We start from the raw sequence: 15,832 nt of genomic DNA, 5'->3' as shown, positions 1-15,832 counted from the left end.
GGTGACGGACCCCCGGGAACAACTGCCGTACGGCCCACGCCCGATGACGGGGCGGGCCGTCCGGCCGGCACTACTGGAGGCGGGCCATCAGCGCGTGCTCGACGAGCGTGATGAGCGTGCTCTTGGCCTCCGCGCGGTGTCGCGCGTCGGTGGTGACGATGGGCGTCCCCGGCCCGATCTGGAGGGCCTCGCGGACCTCGTCCGGGGTGTGGGGCTGGTGCCCTTCGAAGCCGTTGAGGGCGATGACGAAGGGCAGGCCGCTGTTCTCGAAGTAGTCGACGGCCGGGAAGCAGTCGGCCAGGCGGCGGGTGTCCACGAGCACCACCGCGCCGATGGCGCCGCGGACCAGGTCGTCCCACATGAACCAGAAGCGGTCCTGGCCGGGCGTACCGAAGAGGTAGAGGATCAGGTCCTCGTCCAGGGTGATCCGGCCGAAGTCCATCGCCACGGTCGTGGTCGTCTTGTCCTGGACGTGGCTGAGATCGTCGATGCCCGCCGACGCGGAGGTCATCACGGCCTCCGTGCGCAGCGGGTTGATCTCCGAGACGGCCCCGACGAACGTGGTCTTGCCCACGCCGAAGCCGCCCGCCACCACGATCTTCGCCGAGGTCGTGGCGCGGGCCGGGCTCTGGCCGGGGTCAGAGCTTGCGAAGTCCACTGAGCACCCTCTCCAGCAGCGTCACGTCCGGCGTGCCGCCCGCCTCGCTGCTGCCGCCCGGCTGGTGGATCGCCACCATCCCGGCCTCCGCAAGGTCCGCCACCAGGATCCGTGCCACGCCGAGCGGGATGTGCAGCAGCGCGGAGACCTCCGCCACCGACTTCACCTCGCGGCACAGGTGGCAGATCCGCTGGTGCTCGGGCAGCAGCCCGGGCAGCTGGGAGGGGTCGGCCGTGGTGCTGACCAGTGCCTCTATGGCGAGCTGGTAGCGCGGCCGGGTCCGGCCTCCGGTCATGGCGTAGGGGCGCACCAGCGGCTGGTCACCTTCGCTCCCGTACGACGCCGGGCTGTAGGCGCCGTACGGGCCGGAATTGGCGGGTGGCGGGGTCATGGGTCCTCCGGACGGGACAACTGACGTGTCGTCGGGTTGGGCCGGTGGGGGGTACGGCGTGGATGGATGAGGGGTTACCGGCGCGGCGGCGCTGCGACGCCGCCGGCACTCAGTTCAGCAGACTGCCCTGGAGTTCCGCACGCAGATCGGGCGTAAGGACGGTTCCCGCACGGTCGACCAGCAGGGCCATCTCGTAGCCGACGAGGCCGATGTCGCACTCCGGGTGCGCCAGTACGGCCAGCGACGACCCGTCCGAGATCGACATGATGAAGAGGAAACCGCGCTCCATCTCCACCACCGTCTGGTTGACGGTCCCGCCCTCGAAGATGCGGGACGCGCCGGAGGTCAGCGACGTCAGACCGGAGGCCACGGCCGCCAGCTGGTCGGCGCGGTCCCGGGGGAAGCCCTCGGACATGGCGAGGAGGAGACCGTCCGCGGAGACCACGACCGTGTGGGACACCCCGGGGGTGTTGTCCACGAAGTTGGTGATCAACCAGTTCAGGTTCTGCGCCGCCTGGCTCATCGGACTCAACTAACGCTCCTGCTGGTGAGTGGGATCGACAATGCCGTGGGTGCCGGTGGACGACGTCCCGGCCTGCCGGCCCTGCTGGATGCCCCGGCGGAGGTTGGTCAGCCGGCCGCGCACGTCGCTGGGCGCGCGGGAGACCTGCGGACCGCTCTGCGGGGCCTGCTGCTGCGCCGTGCCCGCGACGAGGTTGGCGCGCGGCACCCGGCGGGGCAGCCCGGACGTGGTGACCCCGCCCGAGGCCGGCTGGCGGATCTGCTCCGCCTGCCGCCACGCCTCGTCGTTCGGCGAGGTGCGCCACTGCGCGGAGGCGTCGGCCGGGGCGTTGCCGCGGGCCCCGGCGGCGGGTATGCCGCCGGCGGGCGTCTCGCTCCGGCCGGCACCGGCCTGGGGCGCGCGGTTCTGGGGCGCGCGCTCCTGAGCCGTGCGGTCCTGAGCCGTACGCTCCCGGTCCGCGCGCTCCTGGGTGTCCTGGCCCTCCTGGCCGGCGCCGCGGCGCGGCAGCGGCGGCACACCGGCGGCCGCCGAGGCCGGGGTGTTGAACCAGTTGGACTCGATGGTGTCGAAGATCGGCGTGCGGTCGTCGACGGGACCGGCGTCCGAGGCGCCCAGCGGGTCGCCGAGCGGGTCCTGGCCCGCCGGGGCCCGTCCGGCGCCCGGCTGCCGGACCGGCTCGGCCCGCTCGTCCTCGGGACGCGGGAACTGCCCGGTGGTCTCGAACTGCCCGGTCTCGAAGCGGCCGTTGGTCTCGAACTGCCCGGTGGTCTCCGACGGCGCGGCGTCGAACTGGCCGGCGCCGGGCCGCGGGAACTGTCCGGTGTCGCTCTCCGGTCGCGGGAACTGCCCGGTGTCGAACTGCCCGGTGTCGAACCGCCTGCCGTCGGCGTCCGGCCGCTGGAACGGTCCGGCGTCGGCGTCGGGCCGCGGGAACTGCCCGCTGTCCGCGTCCGGCCGCCGGAACTGCCCGGTCTCGCCGGGGCCCCCGGCCGCCCGGGCCGGCTCGCGGCCGGCCGCCGGGGCGTCGTCCGCGCCGGGCCGCGGCCCGCCGAAGAAGTCGGTCCGCGGGAACGCCGAGGTGTCGCCGGGGCCGGCGGCCGGCGCGGGCCGCTCGAAGGCGCCGGTGGTCTCCGGCTCCTCGTGGCCGCGCGGCAGGTCCTGTGCCTCGCGGGGGGCCACCGGCCAGTCGTCGTCGGCGCCGCGGTCCCGGCGCACGCCCAGCGGCGCACCGCCCGGCTGCCCGGCGTCCGCGGAGTCCCGGCCGGTCCCGCCGCCCGGCAGCTCGGCCGGCCCGGTGGCACGCGTCGGCAGCTGCGGCCGCTCCTCGCGGCCGGGCAGACCGGCGGGCGGCGCCACGGTCGGGGTGCGGCCGTCCTCGGCACCGCGGTCCGCGTCCGCGCCGCGCACCGGCAGCGCGGGCCGTCCGTCGGCGCCGCGGCCCGGCGCGGACGGCGCGGTACGGCCGCCGGGGGCCGGCGCGCCGAAGGCGTTCGTGGCGCCGCCGGGGGCACCGCCGCGGCCGGGCAGCGCGGGCCGCCCGCCGGGGCCGGAGCCGACCTGGCCGCGCGGCTGGAGCCCGGCCAGCCGGCTGGTGGGCGCGCCGCCCTCGGGCTTGCCGCCGCTCTTGGCGGTGCTCGGCGCCGGCTTCTTGCCGCCCTGGGCGACGTCGACCGGGAGCATGACGAGCGCGGTGGTGCCGCCGGAGTCGGACGGCCGCAGCTGGATGCGGATGCCGTGCCGCAGGGACAGCCGGCCGACCACGAACAGACCCATCCGCCGGGACACCGAGACGTCCACGGTCGGCGGGCTGGCCAGCCGCTCGTTGATCGCCGACAGGTCCTCGGGGGAGAGGCCGATGCCGGTGTCGTGGATCTCGACCAGCACGCGGCCGTCGGGCAGCGCGTGACCGGTCACCTTGACCTTGGTCTGCGGCGAGGAGAACGACGTGGCGTTCTCCAGCAGCTCGGCCAGCAGGTGCACCAGGTCGTTGACGACCCGGCCGGCGACCTCGGTCTGCGGAACGGCGTTCAGCTCGATCCGCTCGTACTGCTCCACCTCGGACGCGGCGGCGCGGAGCACGTCGACCAGCGGGACCGGGCGGGTCCAGCGGCGGCCGGGCTCCTCACCGGCGAGAACGAGGAGGTTCTCGCCGTTACGGCGCATACGGGTCGCGAGGTGGTCCAGCTTGAAGAGCGAGGAGAGCTGGTCCGGGTCGGCCTCACGGGACTCCAGTTCGGAGATCAGCGAGAGCTGACGCTGGATCAGACCCTGCGAGCGGCGCGAGAGGTTGGTGAACATCGCGTTGACGTTGCCCCGCAGCAGCGCCTGCTCGGAGGCGAGGCGGACCGCCTCGCGGTGCACCTCGTCGAACGCCGCGGCCACCCGGCCGATCTCGTCCCGGCTGTGCACACCGACCGACTCGACGGAGGTGTCCACGTCCTGCGGGTCGGACTCGGACAGCTGCTTGACCAGCTCGGGCAGCCGGTCCTGGGAGACCCGCTGCGCGGTGTCCTGGAGCCGGCGCAGCGAGCGGACCATGGAGCGGGAGACGACGAACGCGCCGACCAGCGAGATACCGAGGACCAGCAGGATCACCGCACCGTTGATGATCGCGTCCTGGGTCGCGGCGTTGCGCAGCTCGCGGGACTTCTGCTCCATCTCGGAGAGCAGCGAGGTCTCGATCCGCGACATCTCGTCGATCTTGACGGTGTCGGAGTCGTACCAGTCCAGGTACTTGTACTCCTGGCTGCGGATGCCGCCCTGGCTGGCGAAGGCGCGGTGCGCGAACGCGTAGGCGGCCTTGATCTCGTCGTTGTTGCCGTCCAGGCCGCGGGTGAGGGTGCCGGAGTTGCCGTTGTAGATCTGCGAGAAGCGGTCCCGGGCCGCCTTCTCGTCGTCCTCGGCGGTGCGGCCGGCCTGCCGGTCGTTGGCCGAGAGCTCCGGGCCGCCCGGGTGCGCCAGGCCGGCGCTGACCAGGGCGCGCTGCATCGACGCGTACTCCTTGGCCGACGAGAACGCGGCCAGCGCACGGGTGCTGCGGATCATCTCGGGGTTGCTGGTGGCCTGCGCCATGTCCTGCGAGAGGCCCAGCAGAGAGGTGATCAGCTGGTTGTAGGCGGTGACGGTCCGCGTGACGTTGCCGTCGTCCTTGTAGGCGTTGGCGCGGATCTCGTTGAGGGTGTTGAGCTGGCGGCCGATCTCCAGGACGGTGGCGCGCACGCCGGCCATGGTGGCGTCGTCCGGCTTGATGTCGCCGGTGGCCTGGTTGAAGGAGACCTTGGCGCGGTCGGTGGCCTCGCGTGGGGCCACCACGCCCTGGTCGTCCTTGACGTTGCCGCTGCCGGCCAGCGGCCCGGCCGACTTGTCCCGCTCCACCTGGAGGGCGTCGGCCAGCTCGGTGGCCTGCCGGGTCATCTCGGTGAGCAGCTGCATCTTGTCGAGCTGGTCGATGTTCTCCAGCTCGGTGTTGACGCGCAGCGCGCCCAGGGTCGTCGCGGCGACTACGGGCAGCGCGAGCAGGGAGACCAGGCGGGTGCTGATGCGCCAGTTGCGCAGCGCTATTCGACTGCCGGGCCCGCTGGGGCTGTTCTTGGGCTTGCCCCCGTCCGCGGCGTCCTCACCCGGAGTCCGGTCGCGGTCGGTGCCGCCGCGCGGCTCCGGGTCCGCCGCAGCGTTGCCATCCCTCTTGAAACGTCCCTGCACTAGCGTCGCAACCTCTGGACCAGGCGTCCCACCGCGCCAACGGCGGGACGGTGTCGAGTCGAAGGGGACTGCGAAGTCCCCCATGGCGGTCGTGAGTGACCGGCGGGCTACCCCCTCTGGCCGAGAGAGCGGCACCACCGCGCGGCGCTCCTTCGCGCCCCCTGCGCGCCGGCGAAATCGTGCGGCGGTCCGTGGAATTCCAGCACAGTGCCGGATCTCCAACAAGAGCGGAGCCGGCCGCCGTGACGGGGATGACGCAATGTGCGGAATGCGTTACGACCGGTAGAAGACCGGCCCCCTGATTTCGGACTTTTATCCGCGAGTCGTCCGCCCTCGCCCTCTGTCCCAGGTGCGGTGATCAGGAGCGGAACATGCGGTTCAATCCGCCAATGTCCGTTTCGACCATGGATGTTGATCATGGGAAATGCGGCATATGTCACACCCCTCGTGAGGAAACTCACAAGAAGATCGCCGACTTTCCCACTGATCCACAGGGAATAGCGCGCTTAGCCTGACGCTTTACACAGTTGCGTAAAACGACAACCGCCGAAAACGCAACGCCCGGAAACCCTTCCCGACCAGACGCGAGGCATACCGCAGTGAAGACGACGATGATGTTCCGCAACATAGCCAACCCGCGGCGCACCACCCTGGCCCACCTGAAGGACGCCGACGAGCTCGGCACCCAGGAGGCCCCGGAGCACACCGTCGAACTGCCCCGTCAGACCGCCAACCCCCGCCGCACCGTCCTCATGGACCTCCCGCAGCAGGACGTCACCGCCTAAATGGGCGGCGATGCCCCGATGCCCCCGCGATAGCCTGGAGTGTCAACTCCCGGCCAGTGATCATGAGGGGCAGCGGCAACCCGTGCGCATCGCCAGATTCTCCATCGACGGCACCGTCGGCTTCGGCGTCCTCGAAGGAGACGAACTCGACGTCATCAAGGGGCATCCGTTCGCGGAATTCGAGCGCTCGGGCCAGAAGGTCCCCCTCGACAAGGTGCGGCTGCTGCCGCCCGTGCTCCCCAACAAGGTCGTCGGCATCGGCCGCAACTACGCCGAACACGCCGCCGAGCTGGGCAACGACGTCCCCGAGACGCCGGTCACCTTCTTCAAGCCCTCCACCTCGGTGATCGGCCACGGCGACCCCCTCGCCTACCCCGCCTTCTCCGAGGAAGTGCACCACGAGGCGGAACTGGCCGTGGTCATCGGCCGGATGTGCCGCGAGGTGCCCCGCGAGCGGGTCAAGGACGTCATCCTCGGCTACACCTGCGCCAACGACGTCACCGCGCGCGACATCCAGCGCCGCGAGAAGCAGTGGGCCCGGGCCAAGGGCTTCGACGGCTCCTGCCCCCTGGGCCCCTGGATCGAGACGGACCTGGACCCGAGCGACCTCACCATCCAGTGCACGGTCAACGGCGAACAGCGCCAGCTCGGCCGCACCAGCGAGATGATCCGCCCCATCGAGGACCTGATCGTCCACATCACCGAGGCGATGACGCTGCTCCCCGGCGACGTCGTCCTCACGGGCACCCCGGCCGGGGTCGGCCCGCTCCACGACGGCGACACGGTCTCCGTCACCATCGAAGGCATCGGCACTCTCACCAACAAGGTGATCAAGCGTGGCTAACGCGACCCCCGGAACCCCCGTCCGCGTACGTTTCTGTCCCTCCCCGACCGGCAACCCGCACGTCGGCCTGGTCCGTACCGCCCTGTTCAACTGGGCCTACGCCCGGCACACCGGCGGCAGCCTGGTCTTCCGCATCGAGGACACCGACGCGGCCCGCGACTCCGAGGAGTCCTACCAGCAGCTGCTGGACGCGTTCCACTGGCTCGGCTTCGACTGGGACGAGGGCCCCGAGGTCGGCGGCCCGCACGCCCCCTACCGCCAGTCCCAGCGGATGGACCTCTACAAGGACGTCGCCGAGAAGCTGCTCGCCGCCGGCCACGCCTACCCCTGCTACTGCACCACCGAGGAGCTGGACGAGCGCCGCGAGGCCGCCCGCAAGGCCGGCAAGCCCTCCGGCTACGACGGCACCTGCCGCGAGCTGACCGCCGAGCAGAAGGCCGCCTACGAGGCCGAGGGCCGCGCCTCGATCATCCGCTTCCGGATGCCCGACGAGCCGATCACCTTCACCGACCTGGTCCGCGGCGAACTCACCTTCACCCCGGAGAACGTCCCGGACTACGGCATCGTCCGCGCCAACGGCGCGCCGCTCTACACCCTGGTCAACCCGGTCGACGACGCCCTGATGGGCATCACCCACGTCCTGCGCGGCGAGGACCTGCTCTCCTCCACCCCCCGCCAGATCGCCCTCTACCGCGCCCTGATCGAACTGGACGTGGCCACCGCTGTCCCGCAGTTCGGCCACCTCCCCTACGTCATGGGCGAGGGCAACAAGAAGCTCTCCAAGCGCGACCCCCAGGCGAGCCTCAACCTCTACCGCGACCGCGGCTTCCTCCCCGAGGGCCTGCTGAACTACCTCTCCCTGCTGGGCTGGTCGTTCTCCGCCGACCAGGACATCTTCACCATCCCCGAGATGATCGAGAAGTTCGACATCGCGGACGTCAACGCCAACCCGGCCCGCTTCGACCTCAAGAAGGCCGAGGCGATCAACGCCGAGCACATCCGCCGCCTGGACCCCAAGGACTTCGCCGCGGCCTGCGAGCCCTGGCTGAAGGCCCCCTTCGCCAATTGGGAGGACGCGGACTTCGACCAGGCAGCCTGGGAGGCCATCGCCCCACACGCCCAGACCCGCCTCACGGTCCTCTCCGAGATCACCGCCAACGTCGACTTCCTCTTCCGCCGGCAGCCGGTCGACGACGAGCCGTCCTGGGCGAAGGCCATGGGCAAGGGCGACCCGGTGGCCCTCCTCACCACCGCCCGCGCCAACCTCGACGCCGCCGACTGGACCGCCGGCCCCGAGCCCCTCAAGCAGGCCGTCCTCGCCGCCGGCGAGCAGCACGGCCTCAAGCTCGGCAAGGCCCAGGCCCCGGTCCGGGTCGCGGTCACCGGCCGCACCGTCGGCCTCCCCCTCTTCGAGTCCCTGGAGATCCTCGGCAAGGACCGCACCCTCCAGCGCATCGACGCGGCCCTGGCCCGCCTCACCGCCTGACCGCCGCTGCTCGTAGGAGTGACCGGGCCCGGAAGCCGACACGGCTTCCGGGCCCGCGGTGTATCCAGGGGCAGACTGGACGTACGGGCGGAAGAAGGGGTGAGCGATGGCCGCTGTCGACGACCGACTGCGCTGGCAGATCGAGGCGGAGGTCTTCGAAGATCTCGCACGGCAGATGTCGAGCAGGGAGGACGCCCCGCGCCTGGAGTTCATCAACGGTCGGGTGGGGTACAAGGACGCACCCGACGGGAACCACGGAATGATCATCCAGTGGCTGACCCGCATCTGCCTCCAGGCACGGCCCGAGCTGTGGCTTCACCGGCAGGGGCTGGAGATCGCGACCTACCGCGACCAGCGTGTGTATCCCGACGGCGTCCTCGCTCCCGGCGACGCCTTCGTCGGCGCGAGGGAATGGACCGACCCCAGCCGGGTCCTCATGGCCGTCGAGGTCACCTTGTACGACGCCGACAGCGATCGCCGCAACCGCGAGCTGAAGCCCCCTGCGTACGCGGCGACCGGCATCCCGGTCTACCTCCTGATCGACCGCGACCGCCGCGAGGCGACCGTCCACTCCGAGCCCGCAGGCGACCGGTACCGCGTGACCGCGACCGTCCGGGTCGGCGAGCGGGTCACCCTCCCCGCCCCGGTCGGCATCGACCTCGACACCGAGCCCCTCAAGGACTGGGTGCGCTGATCCCCATGCCCCTCCGCGCCGTCCTCTGGGACATCGACGACACCCTCTTCGACTACACCGGGTCCGACCGCACCGGCGTGCTGCGGCACCTGCGTACCGAGGGGCTGCTGACCGCCTACGGCGGCGAGGAGGCGGCACTGGCCCGCTGGCGGAAGGCCATGGAGACCGAGTTCGCCCGCTTCCTCGCCGGCGAGCTGGGATTCCTGGAACACCGCAGGGCCCGCGCCCGCACGTTCCGGGGCACCCCGCTGACCGACGCCGAGGCCGACGCCTGGTTCGCCCGCTACCTCGCCCACTACGAGGCGTCCTGGGAGCTCTTCCCCGATTCCCTCCCGGCCCTGGAGGCGCTGGCCCCCCTGGTGCGCCAGGCGGTGCTCTCGAACTCCTCCACCGCCAACCAGGAGCGCAAGCTCACCGCTCTCGGCATCCGGGAGCGTTTCGAGGCGGTGCTCTGCGCCGACGGCCTGGGCCACGCCAAGCCCGCCCCCGAGGCGTTCCGGGAAGCCTGCGCCACGCTCGGCCTGCCGCCGGCCGACGTCCTCTACGTCGGCGACCAGCTCGACACCGACGGCCTGGGCGCCCGGGACGCCGGGCTGGCGGCCGTGTGGCTGGACCGCACGGGCACCGGCGAGCAGCCCCCTGCGGGGGTGCACCGGATCGGCGGACTGGCCGAGCTTCCCGAGCTGGTGCGCCGCGTTATCGGTTTTGGAGCACCCTCCACGATCAGGTAATGTTCTTCCTGCGCCGCCCGAGAGGGCCGAAAGGCCCGGACCGGAAAGCGCAGATCAAGGAGGAGCTCCCCACCGGGGGTTGCACTTTGATGGCCTATGGTGTAATTGGCAGCACGACTGATTCTGGTTCAGTTAGTCTTGGTTCGAGTCCAGGTAGGCCAGCTCGCAGAGCTCATCTGCAAGGCCCCCGTTGTGTAGCGGCCTAGCACGCCGCCCTCTCAAGGCGGTAGCGCCGGTTCGAATCCGGTCGGGGGTACAGATCCTTCCCGGGGAGGCAGTCTGGGTCGCACCCACTGTCACTCACGCAGGATCGCTAGGGCCCCCGTTGTGTAGCGGCCTAGCACGCCGCCCTCTCAAGGCGGTAGCGCCGGTTCGAATCCGGTCGGGGGTACTGGTCTACACCACCATGGCCTATGGTGTAATTGGCAGCACGACTGATTCTGGTTCAGTTAGTCTTGGTTCGAGTCCAGGTAGGCCAGCTCGCAGACGCTTTGAAACACAGCATCTGCAAGGCCCCCGTTGTGTAGCGGCCTAGCACGCCGCCCTCTCAAGGCGGTAGCGCCGGTTCGAATCCGGTCGGGGGTACGTCCAGGAAAGGCCCTCCGCGTCATGCGGGGGGCCTTTCCGTTGTTCCCGAAGTTCCGGGCCCCGGCCGCCCGGTAACCCCGCACGGCACCCAACGGCCCTGTGCAGTAGGGGAGTTGGGGTTGCGGTCAGGGCGGCGGCCCGCGCGGGACGGCCAGTTGGGCGTGCGCCGGTCGGAGCGCCGGAAGAAAAGCGCGACGGCCGGCCCCGCCGCCTGAGAGCGGAGACCGGCCGTCGGGGCCCATACCCTAGCCGCCGTTGCGGCGCAGGCCCTCGGAGAGGCGGGCGGCGGCATCGATGACCGCCTGGGCGTGCATCCGGCCCGGGTGGCGGGTCAGGCGCTCGATCGGGCCGGAGACCGAGACGGCGGCCACCACGCGGTTCGAGGGGCCGCGGACGGGCGCGGAGACGGAGGCCACGCCGGGCTCCCGCTCGCCGATCGACTGGGCCCAGCCGCGGCGCCGTACGCCGGAGAGCGCGGTGGCGGTGAAGCGGGCGCCCTGGAGGCCGCGGTGCAGCCGCTCCGGCTCCTCCCAGGCCATCAGGATCTGGGCGGACGAGCCGGCCTTCATCGTCAGCGTGGAGCCCACCGGGACGGTGTCCCGTAGTCCGGACAGCCGTTCCGCCGCCGCCACGCAGATCCGCATGTCGCCCTGCCGGCGATAGAGCTGGGCGCTCTCGCCGGTCACGTCGCGCAGATGCGTCAGCACCGGCCCGGCCGTCGCCAGGAGGCGGTCCTCGCCGGCCGCCGCGGCCAGCTCGGAGAGCCGCGGGCCCAGGATGAACCGGCCCTGCATGTCCCTCGCCACCATCCGGTGGTGTTCCAGTGCCACGGCCAGCCGGTGGGCCGTGGGTCGTGCGAGCCCGGTCGCCGCGACCAGCCCGGCGAGGGTGGCCGGACCGGACTCCAGAGCGCTCAGAACCAGAGCTGCCTTGTCGAGAACGCCGACGCCGCTAGAGTTGTCCATGCAACGATACTCACGTCTCACAGTGTGAAACGCAAGTTCAATTTTCCAGGGAAGTCGTCACTCTGTAGATGCGGCCCTCGACCAGGGCCCGGCGTCAGGCCCGCCAGGGGACACGGGCGGGTCATCGCGCACGGACGAGCAAGGCCGGCACTGCGGCCGGCCGGAGGGAAAGCGATGGGACGGACACTTGCGGAGAAGGTCTGGGACGACCATGTCGTCCGGCGCGCGGAAGGCGAGCCCGACCTCCTCTTCATCGATCTGCACCTGCTGCACGAGGTCACCAGCCCGCAGGCGTTCGACGGCCTCCGCAAGGCCGGCCGCCGGGTGCGGCGGACGGACCTGACCCTCGCCACCGAGGACCACAACACCCCGACCCTCGACATCGACAAGCCCATCGCCGACCCGGTCTCGCGTACCCAGCTGGAGACCCTGCGCAAGAACTGCGCGGAGTTCGGCGTCCGGTTGCACCCGCTGGGCGACGTCGAGCAGGGCGTCGTCCACGTCGTGGGACCGCAGTTGGGACTGACCCAGCCCGGCACCACCGTGGTCTGCGGCGACAGCCACACCTCCACCCACGGCGCGTTCGGCGCGCTGGCGTTCGGCATCGGCACCAGCCAGGTCGAGCACGTCCTGGCGACCCAGACGCTGCCGATGGCGCCGTTCAGGACCATGGCGATCACGGTGGACGGCGAGCTGCCCGACGGCGTCACCGCCAAGGACCTGATCCTGGCGATCATCGCCAGGATCGGCACCGGTGGCGGCCAGGGCTATGTCATCGAGTACCGCGGCCCGGCCATCGAGAAGCTGTCGATGGAAGCCCGGATGACCATCTGCAACATGTCGATCGAGGCGGGCGCCCGGGCCGGCATGATCGCCCCCGACCAGACCACCTTCGACTACCTCCAGGGCCGCGACCACGCCCCCCAGGGCGCCGACTGGGACGCCGCCGTGGCGTACTGGAAGACGCTGCGCACCGACGACGACGCGGTCTTCGACGCCGAGGTCGTCATCGACGCCGCCGAGCTGGCGCCGTTCGTCACCTGGGGCACCAACCCCGGCCAGGGCGCGCCGCTTTCGGCGAACGTCCCCGACCCGGCTTCGTACGAGGATCCCTCGGAGCGGCACGCCGCCGAAAAGGCCCTGGAATACATGGGGTTGACGGCGGGTCAGCCGCTGCGCGAGATCTCCGTGGACACCGTCTTCGTAGGTTCGTGCACCAACGGCCGCATCGAGGACCTGCGCTCGGCGGCCTCGATCCTCCAGGGCCGCAAAGTCGCCGACGGGGTGCGGATGCTCGTCGTCCCCGGCTCGGTCCGGGTCGCGCTGCAGGCCGTCGAGGAGGGGCTGGACAAGGTCTTCACCGGCGCCGGCGCCGAATGGCGGCACGCGGGCTGCTCGATGTGCCTGGGCATGAACCCCGACCAGCTGGCGCCCGGTGAGCGCTCCGCGTCCACCTCCAACCGCAACTTCGAGGGCCGGCAGGGCAAGGGCGGCCGCACCCACCTGGTCTCGCCCCAGGTCGCCGCCGCAACGGCGGTTCTCGGCCATCTGGCCTCACCGGCCGACCTGGCCGGCCAGTCCGACGTCGCCACGCCCGCGGGAGTCTGAACCATGGAAGCTTTCACCACCCACACCGGCCGGGCCGTTCCGCTGCGCCGCAGCAACGTCGACACCGACCAGATCATCCCCGCCCACTGGCTGAAGAAGGTCACCCGCGACGGCTTCGAGGACGGGCTCTTCGAGGCGTGGCGCAAGGACCCGGAGTTCGTCCTCAACCAGGAGACGTACAAGGGCGCCACGGTGCTCGTCGCCGGCCCCGACTTCGGCACCGGCTCCTCGCGCGAGCACGCCGTCTGGGCGCTGCAGAACTACGGTTTCAAGGCCGTCGTCTCCTCGCGGTTCGCGGACATCTTCCGCGGCAACTCCCTCAAGAACGGCCTGCTGACGGTGGTCCTGCCGCAGGAGACCGTGGACCGGCTGCAGAAGCTGGTGGAGGCCGACCCCACCGCCGAGGTGACGGTCGACCTGGTCGCGCGCGAGGTCCGTGCCGAAGGTGTCACCGCTTCCTTCGAGCTGGACGAGAACGCCCGTTGGCGGCTGCTGGAGGGTCTGGACGACATCAGCCTCACCCTTCGGGAGGAGTCCGCCATCGCCGCGTACGAGGCGAACAGGCCGTCGTTCAAACCGCGTACCATCGAGGTCTGACCTCGGGTTTTATGGCTCAAAGCCTTATTGCGTACGATGCGCCCCCTGTGCAGTTGGCAGGGGGCGCATCGGCGTGTGGAGGCCGGTGTTGAGGCCCCGTGAAGCGACAACTCGCCGCAGATGGCACAATTAGCGCATGGAACGCGACGACCAACTCGAGCTCTACGGTTCCGTCGCCGACCGACTCAAGGACGCACACGCAAGAGTGCGGACACTGCAAGTCCCGGAGGGCGTACGGATGGCGCTGACCCGGAAGCTGCTCGTCATCACGGCCGCGGCTAAACACGATCTTGCGGACGCGGCAAGGCGTCTGGAGTGGTTCATGCACGACCTTGACGAAGGTCGTTATCCCGAAGATGTGCATGCCGACGGAAGTCCGTGAAGGTCGAGTCCGTTGCGGCACAAGGGTGATTAGCCCGTTTCGTGTTTGATTTGCGGTATATATCTGCCTAACGTGCGAAAAAGCTTGGAAACTTTCGTTCCAGCAATGTCTCCGAAGGGGAAGACGTGAACAAGGCGCAGCTCGTAGAAGCCATTGCCGACAAGCTCGGCGGCCGCCAGAACGCCGCGGACGCGGTGGACGCCGTACTGGACGCAGTCGTCCGTGCAGTTGTCGCCGGCGACCGCGTTTCGGTCACCGGATTCGGCTCGTTCGAGAAGGTGGACCGCCCGGCCCGTTACGCGCGCAACCCGCAGACGGGCGAGCGCGTGCGGGTCAAGAAGACCTCGGTGCCCCGTTTCCGCGCCGGCCAGGGCTTCAAGGACCTGGTGAGCGGCTCGAAGAAGCTCCCCAAGGGCGGTGAGGTCGCCGTCAAGAAGGCGCCCAAGGGCAGCCTGACCGGCGCCAAGCCCACCGTGAAGAAGGCGGCGGCGAAGAAGGCCGCCGCGAAGAAGGCCGTTGCCAAGAAGGCGGCGCCGGCGAAGAAGGCGGCGGCCAAGAAGGCCGCGGCGAAGAAGGTCACCGCGAAGAAGACCACGGCGAAGAAGGCGGCGCCCGCCAAGAAGGCGGCGGCGAAGAAGGCCACCACCGCCAAGAAGGCCACCACCGCGAAGAAGGCCACGGCGAAGAAGACCGCGCCCGCGAAGAAGGCCACGGCGAAGAAGGCGCCCGCCAAGAAGACCACGGCGCGCAAGACCACCGCCAAGAAGACCACCGCCCGCAAGCGGTAGTTCCACGGCGGCGACGCAACGCCAGGCGCCGGGCCGGTCTCCCTCCGGGGAGCCCGGCCCGCGGTGCGTGGCCCACCGGGCGCGCCGTCTACGCTGGCCCCATGCAGGCCACCGCGTACACCTACGACGAGACGACCCGCTCCGGCAGCGTGCTGCTGGACGACGGGACCCCGCTGCCCTTCGACGCGGCGGCCTTCGACGCCGGCCACCTGCTCCTGCTGCGGCCCGGCCAGCGGGTCCGTATCGAGGTCGCCGGCGAGGGTGACGCCCGGCGGATCGTCCTCGTCACGCTCCAGACGCTCTGACCTGGGGCGCCGCGCCGCTTCGAGGCCCCGGCAGTCCTGCGGTCCCGTACACCCCGGCGCGGCCGGACACGGGCACGGCATCCGCCCACATCGCCCAACCCGGCACGCGCGGGGCCTGCCGCGCGGTGTGCGGGCCCACCCCCAGCGCCAGCGCCGCCCGCAGATCCTCCCCGGTGTCCACGTCCCGGCGCACCGACGGCACGTCCGGCGCGGTGATCTCCTGTGCCCCGGACGCCAGGTGGCGGGCCCGCGAGGGGCCCCCGAAAGCCGGGTCCAATTCCGTGCCGGAAGTCGCGGACAGAAGTGTTGTCCCGATATCCGCCGCATCCGCGAGAAATGCCCGTGGAAATAGCGCCGCGGAATGGAGCACCGCCGCCAGCTCGGCCGGGCGGAGCGCCGGCAGATCGGCGTTCAGCGCGGCCACCGGCGCGCAGGGCCGCCGGGCCCGTACCACGGCCGCGCCATGGGCCAGTGCGGCGTTCAGCCCGTTGGCCGGAGCGTCCGGCACGATGCGCGCCCCCAGTGCCGCCAAGTGCTCCCCGGCCACCGGATCGTCCGTGACAACCGCCACATCGCGCACGTCCGCGCAGGCCAGCGCGGCCGCCACGGTGTCCAGTGCGAATGCCAGCGCCAACTTCGGCCGGAACTCCTCGCCGGCGGCCCCGGACAGCCTGCTCTTGGCCCGCACCAGCGGTTTCAGCGGGACTACGAGGCTCCAGGCCACATCCGCTCCGTCTCTTCGCATCTGGTTCATTCTCACCTGCCGCCGGAACCTTTCCGGAGTG

General features: G+C 71.1%; 16 protein-coding genes and 5 tRNA genes. 15 read left to right on the top strand and 6 right to left on the bottom strand.

What is annotated here, in order from left to right:
• Positions 1-70: 70 nt before the first annotated feature.
• From ACRAS8_RS10685 to ACRAS8_RS10670, 4 genes are all read right to left on the bottom strand, one after another.
• Entirely contained in the window at positions 71-658 is a 588-nt protein-coding gene (locus tag ACRAS8_RS10685) for a GTP-binding protein (RefSeq protein ID WP_438485699.1), read from the bottom strand.
• Positions 639-1,049, bottom strand: a complete 411-nt coding sequence (locus ACRAS8_RS10680) for a DUF742 domain-containing protein (RefSeq protein WP_438485698.1) — start codon at positions 1,047-1,049, stop codon at positions 639-641. Before ACRAS8_RS10680 ends, ACRAS8_RS10685 begins: the two co-directional genes overlap by 20 nt.
• Before the next feature lie 109 nt (positions 1,050-1,158).
• A complete protein-coding gene (locus ACRAS8_RS10675) occupies positions 1,159-1,572 on the bottom strand; it encodes a roadblock/LC7 domain-containing protein (protein WP_438490415.1) in 414 nt (137 codons plus the stop codon).
• Positions 1,573-1,581: 9 nt separating this feature from the next.
• Positions 1,582-5,274, bottom strand: coding sequence for a nitrate- and nitrite sensing domain-containing protein (locus tag ACRAS8_RS10670; RefSeq protein ID WP_438485697.1), 3,693 nt, complete (start codon positions 5,272-5,274; stop codon positions 1,582-1,584).
• A 599-nt stretch (positions 5,275-5,873) separates the two neighbouring features.
• Here ACRAS8_RS10670 and ACRAS8_RS10665 point away from each other — a divergent pair.
• From ACRAS8_RS10665 to ACRAS8_RS10620, 10 genes are all read left to right on the top strand, one after another.
• Positions 5,874-6,059 carry a hypothetical protein gene (locus ACRAS8_RS10665; RefSeq protein ID WP_438485696.1) on the top strand — a complete coding sequence of 62 codons (186 nt, stop codon included), beginning with the start codon at positions 5,874-5,876 and terminating at the stop codon, positions 6,057-6,059.
• An 82-nt stretch (positions 6,060-6,141) separates the two neighbouring features.
• A complete protein-coding gene (locus ACRAS8_RS10660) occupies positions 6,142-6,903 on the top strand; it encodes a fumarylacetoacetate hydrolase family protein (RefSeq protein WP_438485695.1) in 762 nt (253 codons plus the stop codon).
• Positions 6,896-8,389 carry a glutamate--tRNA ligase gene (gene gltX / locus ACRAS8_RS10655; protein ID WP_438485694.1) on the top strand — a complete coding sequence of 498 codons (1,494 nt, stop codon included), beginning with the start codon at positions 6,896-6,898 and terminating at the stop codon, positions 8,387-8,389. The genes ACRAS8_RS10660 and gltX overlap by 8 nt, the downstream gene beginning before the upstream one ends.
• 106 nt (positions 8,390-8,495) lie before the next feature.
• On the top strand, positions 8,496-9,083 hold the full coding sequence (locus ACRAS8_RS10650) for a Uma2 family endonuclease (RefSeq protein ID WP_438485693.1): 588 nt from the start codon (positions 8,496-8,498) through the stop codon (positions 9,081-9,083).
• 5 nt (positions 9,084-9,088) lie between these two features.
• Entirely contained in the window at positions 9,089-9,814 is a 726-nt protein-coding gene (locus ACRAS8_RS10645) for an HAD family hydrolase (protein WP_438485692.1), read from the top strand.
• A gap of 90 nt (positions 9,815-9,904) precedes the next feature.
• Positions 9,905-9,976: transfer RNA gene (locus ACRAS8_RS10640), tRNA-Gln, on the top strand.
• A gap of 21 nt (positions 9,977-9,997) precedes the next feature.
• Positions 9,998-10,070 (top strand) — tRNA-Glu (locus ACRAS8_RS10635).
• 62 nt (positions 10,071-10,132) lie between these two features.
• Positions 10,133-10,205: transfer RNA gene (locus ACRAS8_RS10630), tRNA-Glu, on the top strand.
• A gap of 16 nt (positions 10,206-10,221) precedes the next feature.
• Positions 10,222-10,293: transfer RNA gene (locus ACRAS8_RS10625), tRNA-Gln, on the top strand.
• A 33-nt stretch (positions 10,294-10,326) separates the two neighbouring features.
• Positions 10,327-10,399, top strand: a tRNA-Glu gene (locus tag ACRAS8_RS10620).
• Between the two features lie 248 nt (positions 10,400-10,647).
• Here ACRAS8_RS10620 and ndgR read toward each other — a convergent pair.
• On the bottom strand, positions 10,648-11,367 hold the full coding sequence (gene ndgR / locus ACRAS8_RS10615) for an IclR family transcriptional regulator NdgR (protein ID WP_018541140.1): 720 nt from the start codon (positions 11,365-11,367) through the stop codon (positions 10,648-10,650).
• Between the two features lie 174 nt (positions 11,368-11,541).
• On the opposite strand from ndgR, the gene leuC reads away from it, so the two are divergent.
• From leuC to ACRAS8_RS10590, 5 genes are all read left to right on the top strand, one after another.
• Positions 11,542-12,975, top strand: a complete 1,434-nt coding sequence (leuC, locus tag ACRAS8_RS10610; protein ID WP_438485691.1) for a 3-isopropylmalate dehydratase large subunit — start codon at positions 11,542-11,544, stop codon at positions 12,973-12,975.
• Between the two features lie 3 nt (positions 12,976-12,978).
• Entirely contained in the window at positions 12,979-13,572 is a 594-nt protein-coding gene (gene leuD, locus ACRAS8_RS10605) for a 3-isopropylmalate dehydratase small subunit (protein WP_438485690.1), read from the top strand.
• 136 nt (positions 13,573-13,708) lie between these two features.
• Positions 13,709-13,954 (top strand): hypothetical protein, encoded by a 246-nt coding sequence (locus tag ACRAS8_RS10600; RefSeq protein ID WP_438485689.1) that lies wholly within the window; start codon positions 13,709-13,711, stop codon positions 13,952-13,954.
• A 125-nt stretch (positions 13,955-14,079) separates the two neighbouring features.
• Entirely contained in the window at positions 14,080-14,742 is a 663-nt protein-coding gene (locus ACRAS8_RS10595) for an HU family DNA-binding protein (RefSeq protein ID WP_438485688.1), read from the top strand.
• Between the two features lie 101 nt (positions 14,743-14,843).
• Positions 14,844-15,047 (top strand): hypothetical protein, encoded by a 204-nt coding sequence (locus ACRAS8_RS10590; protein ID WP_438485687.1) that lies wholly within the window; start codon positions 14,844-14,846, stop codon positions 15,045-15,047.
• Here the strand turns inward: ACRAS8_RS10590 and cofC are convergent.
• A complete protein-coding gene (gene cofC, locus ACRAS8_RS10585) occupies positions 15,028-15,792 on the bottom strand; it encodes a 2-phospho-L-lactate guanylyltransferase (RefSeq protein WP_438485686.1) in 765 nt (254 codons plus the stop codon). The two genes, ACRAS8_RS10590 and cofC, sit on opposite strands and share 20 nt — an antisense overlap.
• Between the last annotated feature and the right edge of the window lie 40 nt (positions 15,793-15,832).

Origin of the sequence: Streptomyces sp. S186, from assembly GCF_051603415.1 — a bacterium.
GTDB lineage: Bacteria > Actinomycetota > Actinomycetes > Streptomycetales > Streptomycetaceae > Streptomyces.
The sequence above is the reverse complement of the archived record's forward strand: the minus strand, read 5'-3'. Positions and strand labels throughout refer to the sequence as shown.

Excerpts from the sequence above, each read along its gene's own strand:
- ACRAS8_RS10680 (WP_438485698.1), bottom strand. The coding sequence starts at position 1,049 with ATGACCCCGCCACCCGCCAATTCCGGCCCGTACGGCGCCTACAGCCCG.
- ACRAS8_RS10675 (WP_438490415.1), bottom strand. The coding sequence starts at position 1,572 with ATGAGCCAGGCGGCGCAGAACCTGAACTGGTTGATCACCAACTTCGTG.
- ACRAS8_RS10650 (WP_438485693.1), top strand. The coding sequence starts at position 8,496 with ATGGCCGCTGTCGACGACCGACTGCGCTGGCAGATCGAGGCGGAGGTC.
- ACRAS8_RS10645 (WP_438485692.1), top strand. The coding sequence starts at position 9,089 with ATGCCCCTCCGCGCCGTCCTCTGGGACATCGACGACACCCTCTTCGAC.
- ndgR (WP_018541140.1), bottom strand. The coding sequence starts at position 11,367 with ATGGACAACTCTAGCGGCGTCGGCGTTCTCGACAAGGCAGCTCTGGTT.
- leuC (WP_438485691.1), top strand. The coding sequence starts at position 11,542 with ATGGGACGGACACTTGCGGAGAAGGTCTGGGACGACCATGTCGTCCGG.
- leuD (WP_438485690.1), top strand. The coding sequence starts at position 12,979 with ATGGAAGCTTTCACCACCCACACCGGCCGGGCCGTTCCGCTGCGCCGC.
- ACRAS8_RS10600 (WP_438485689.1), top strand. The coding sequence starts at position 13,709 with ATGGAACGCGACGACCAACTCGAGCTCTACGGTTCCGTCGCCGACCGA.
- ACRAS8_RS10590 (WP_438485687.1), top strand. The coding sequence starts at position 14,844 with ATGCAGGCCACCGCGTACACCTACGACGAGACGACCCGCTCCGGCAGC.
- cofC (WP_438485686.1), bottom strand. The coding sequence starts at position 15,792 with ATGCGAAGAGACGGAGCGGATGTGGCCTGGAGCCTCGTAGTCCCGCTG.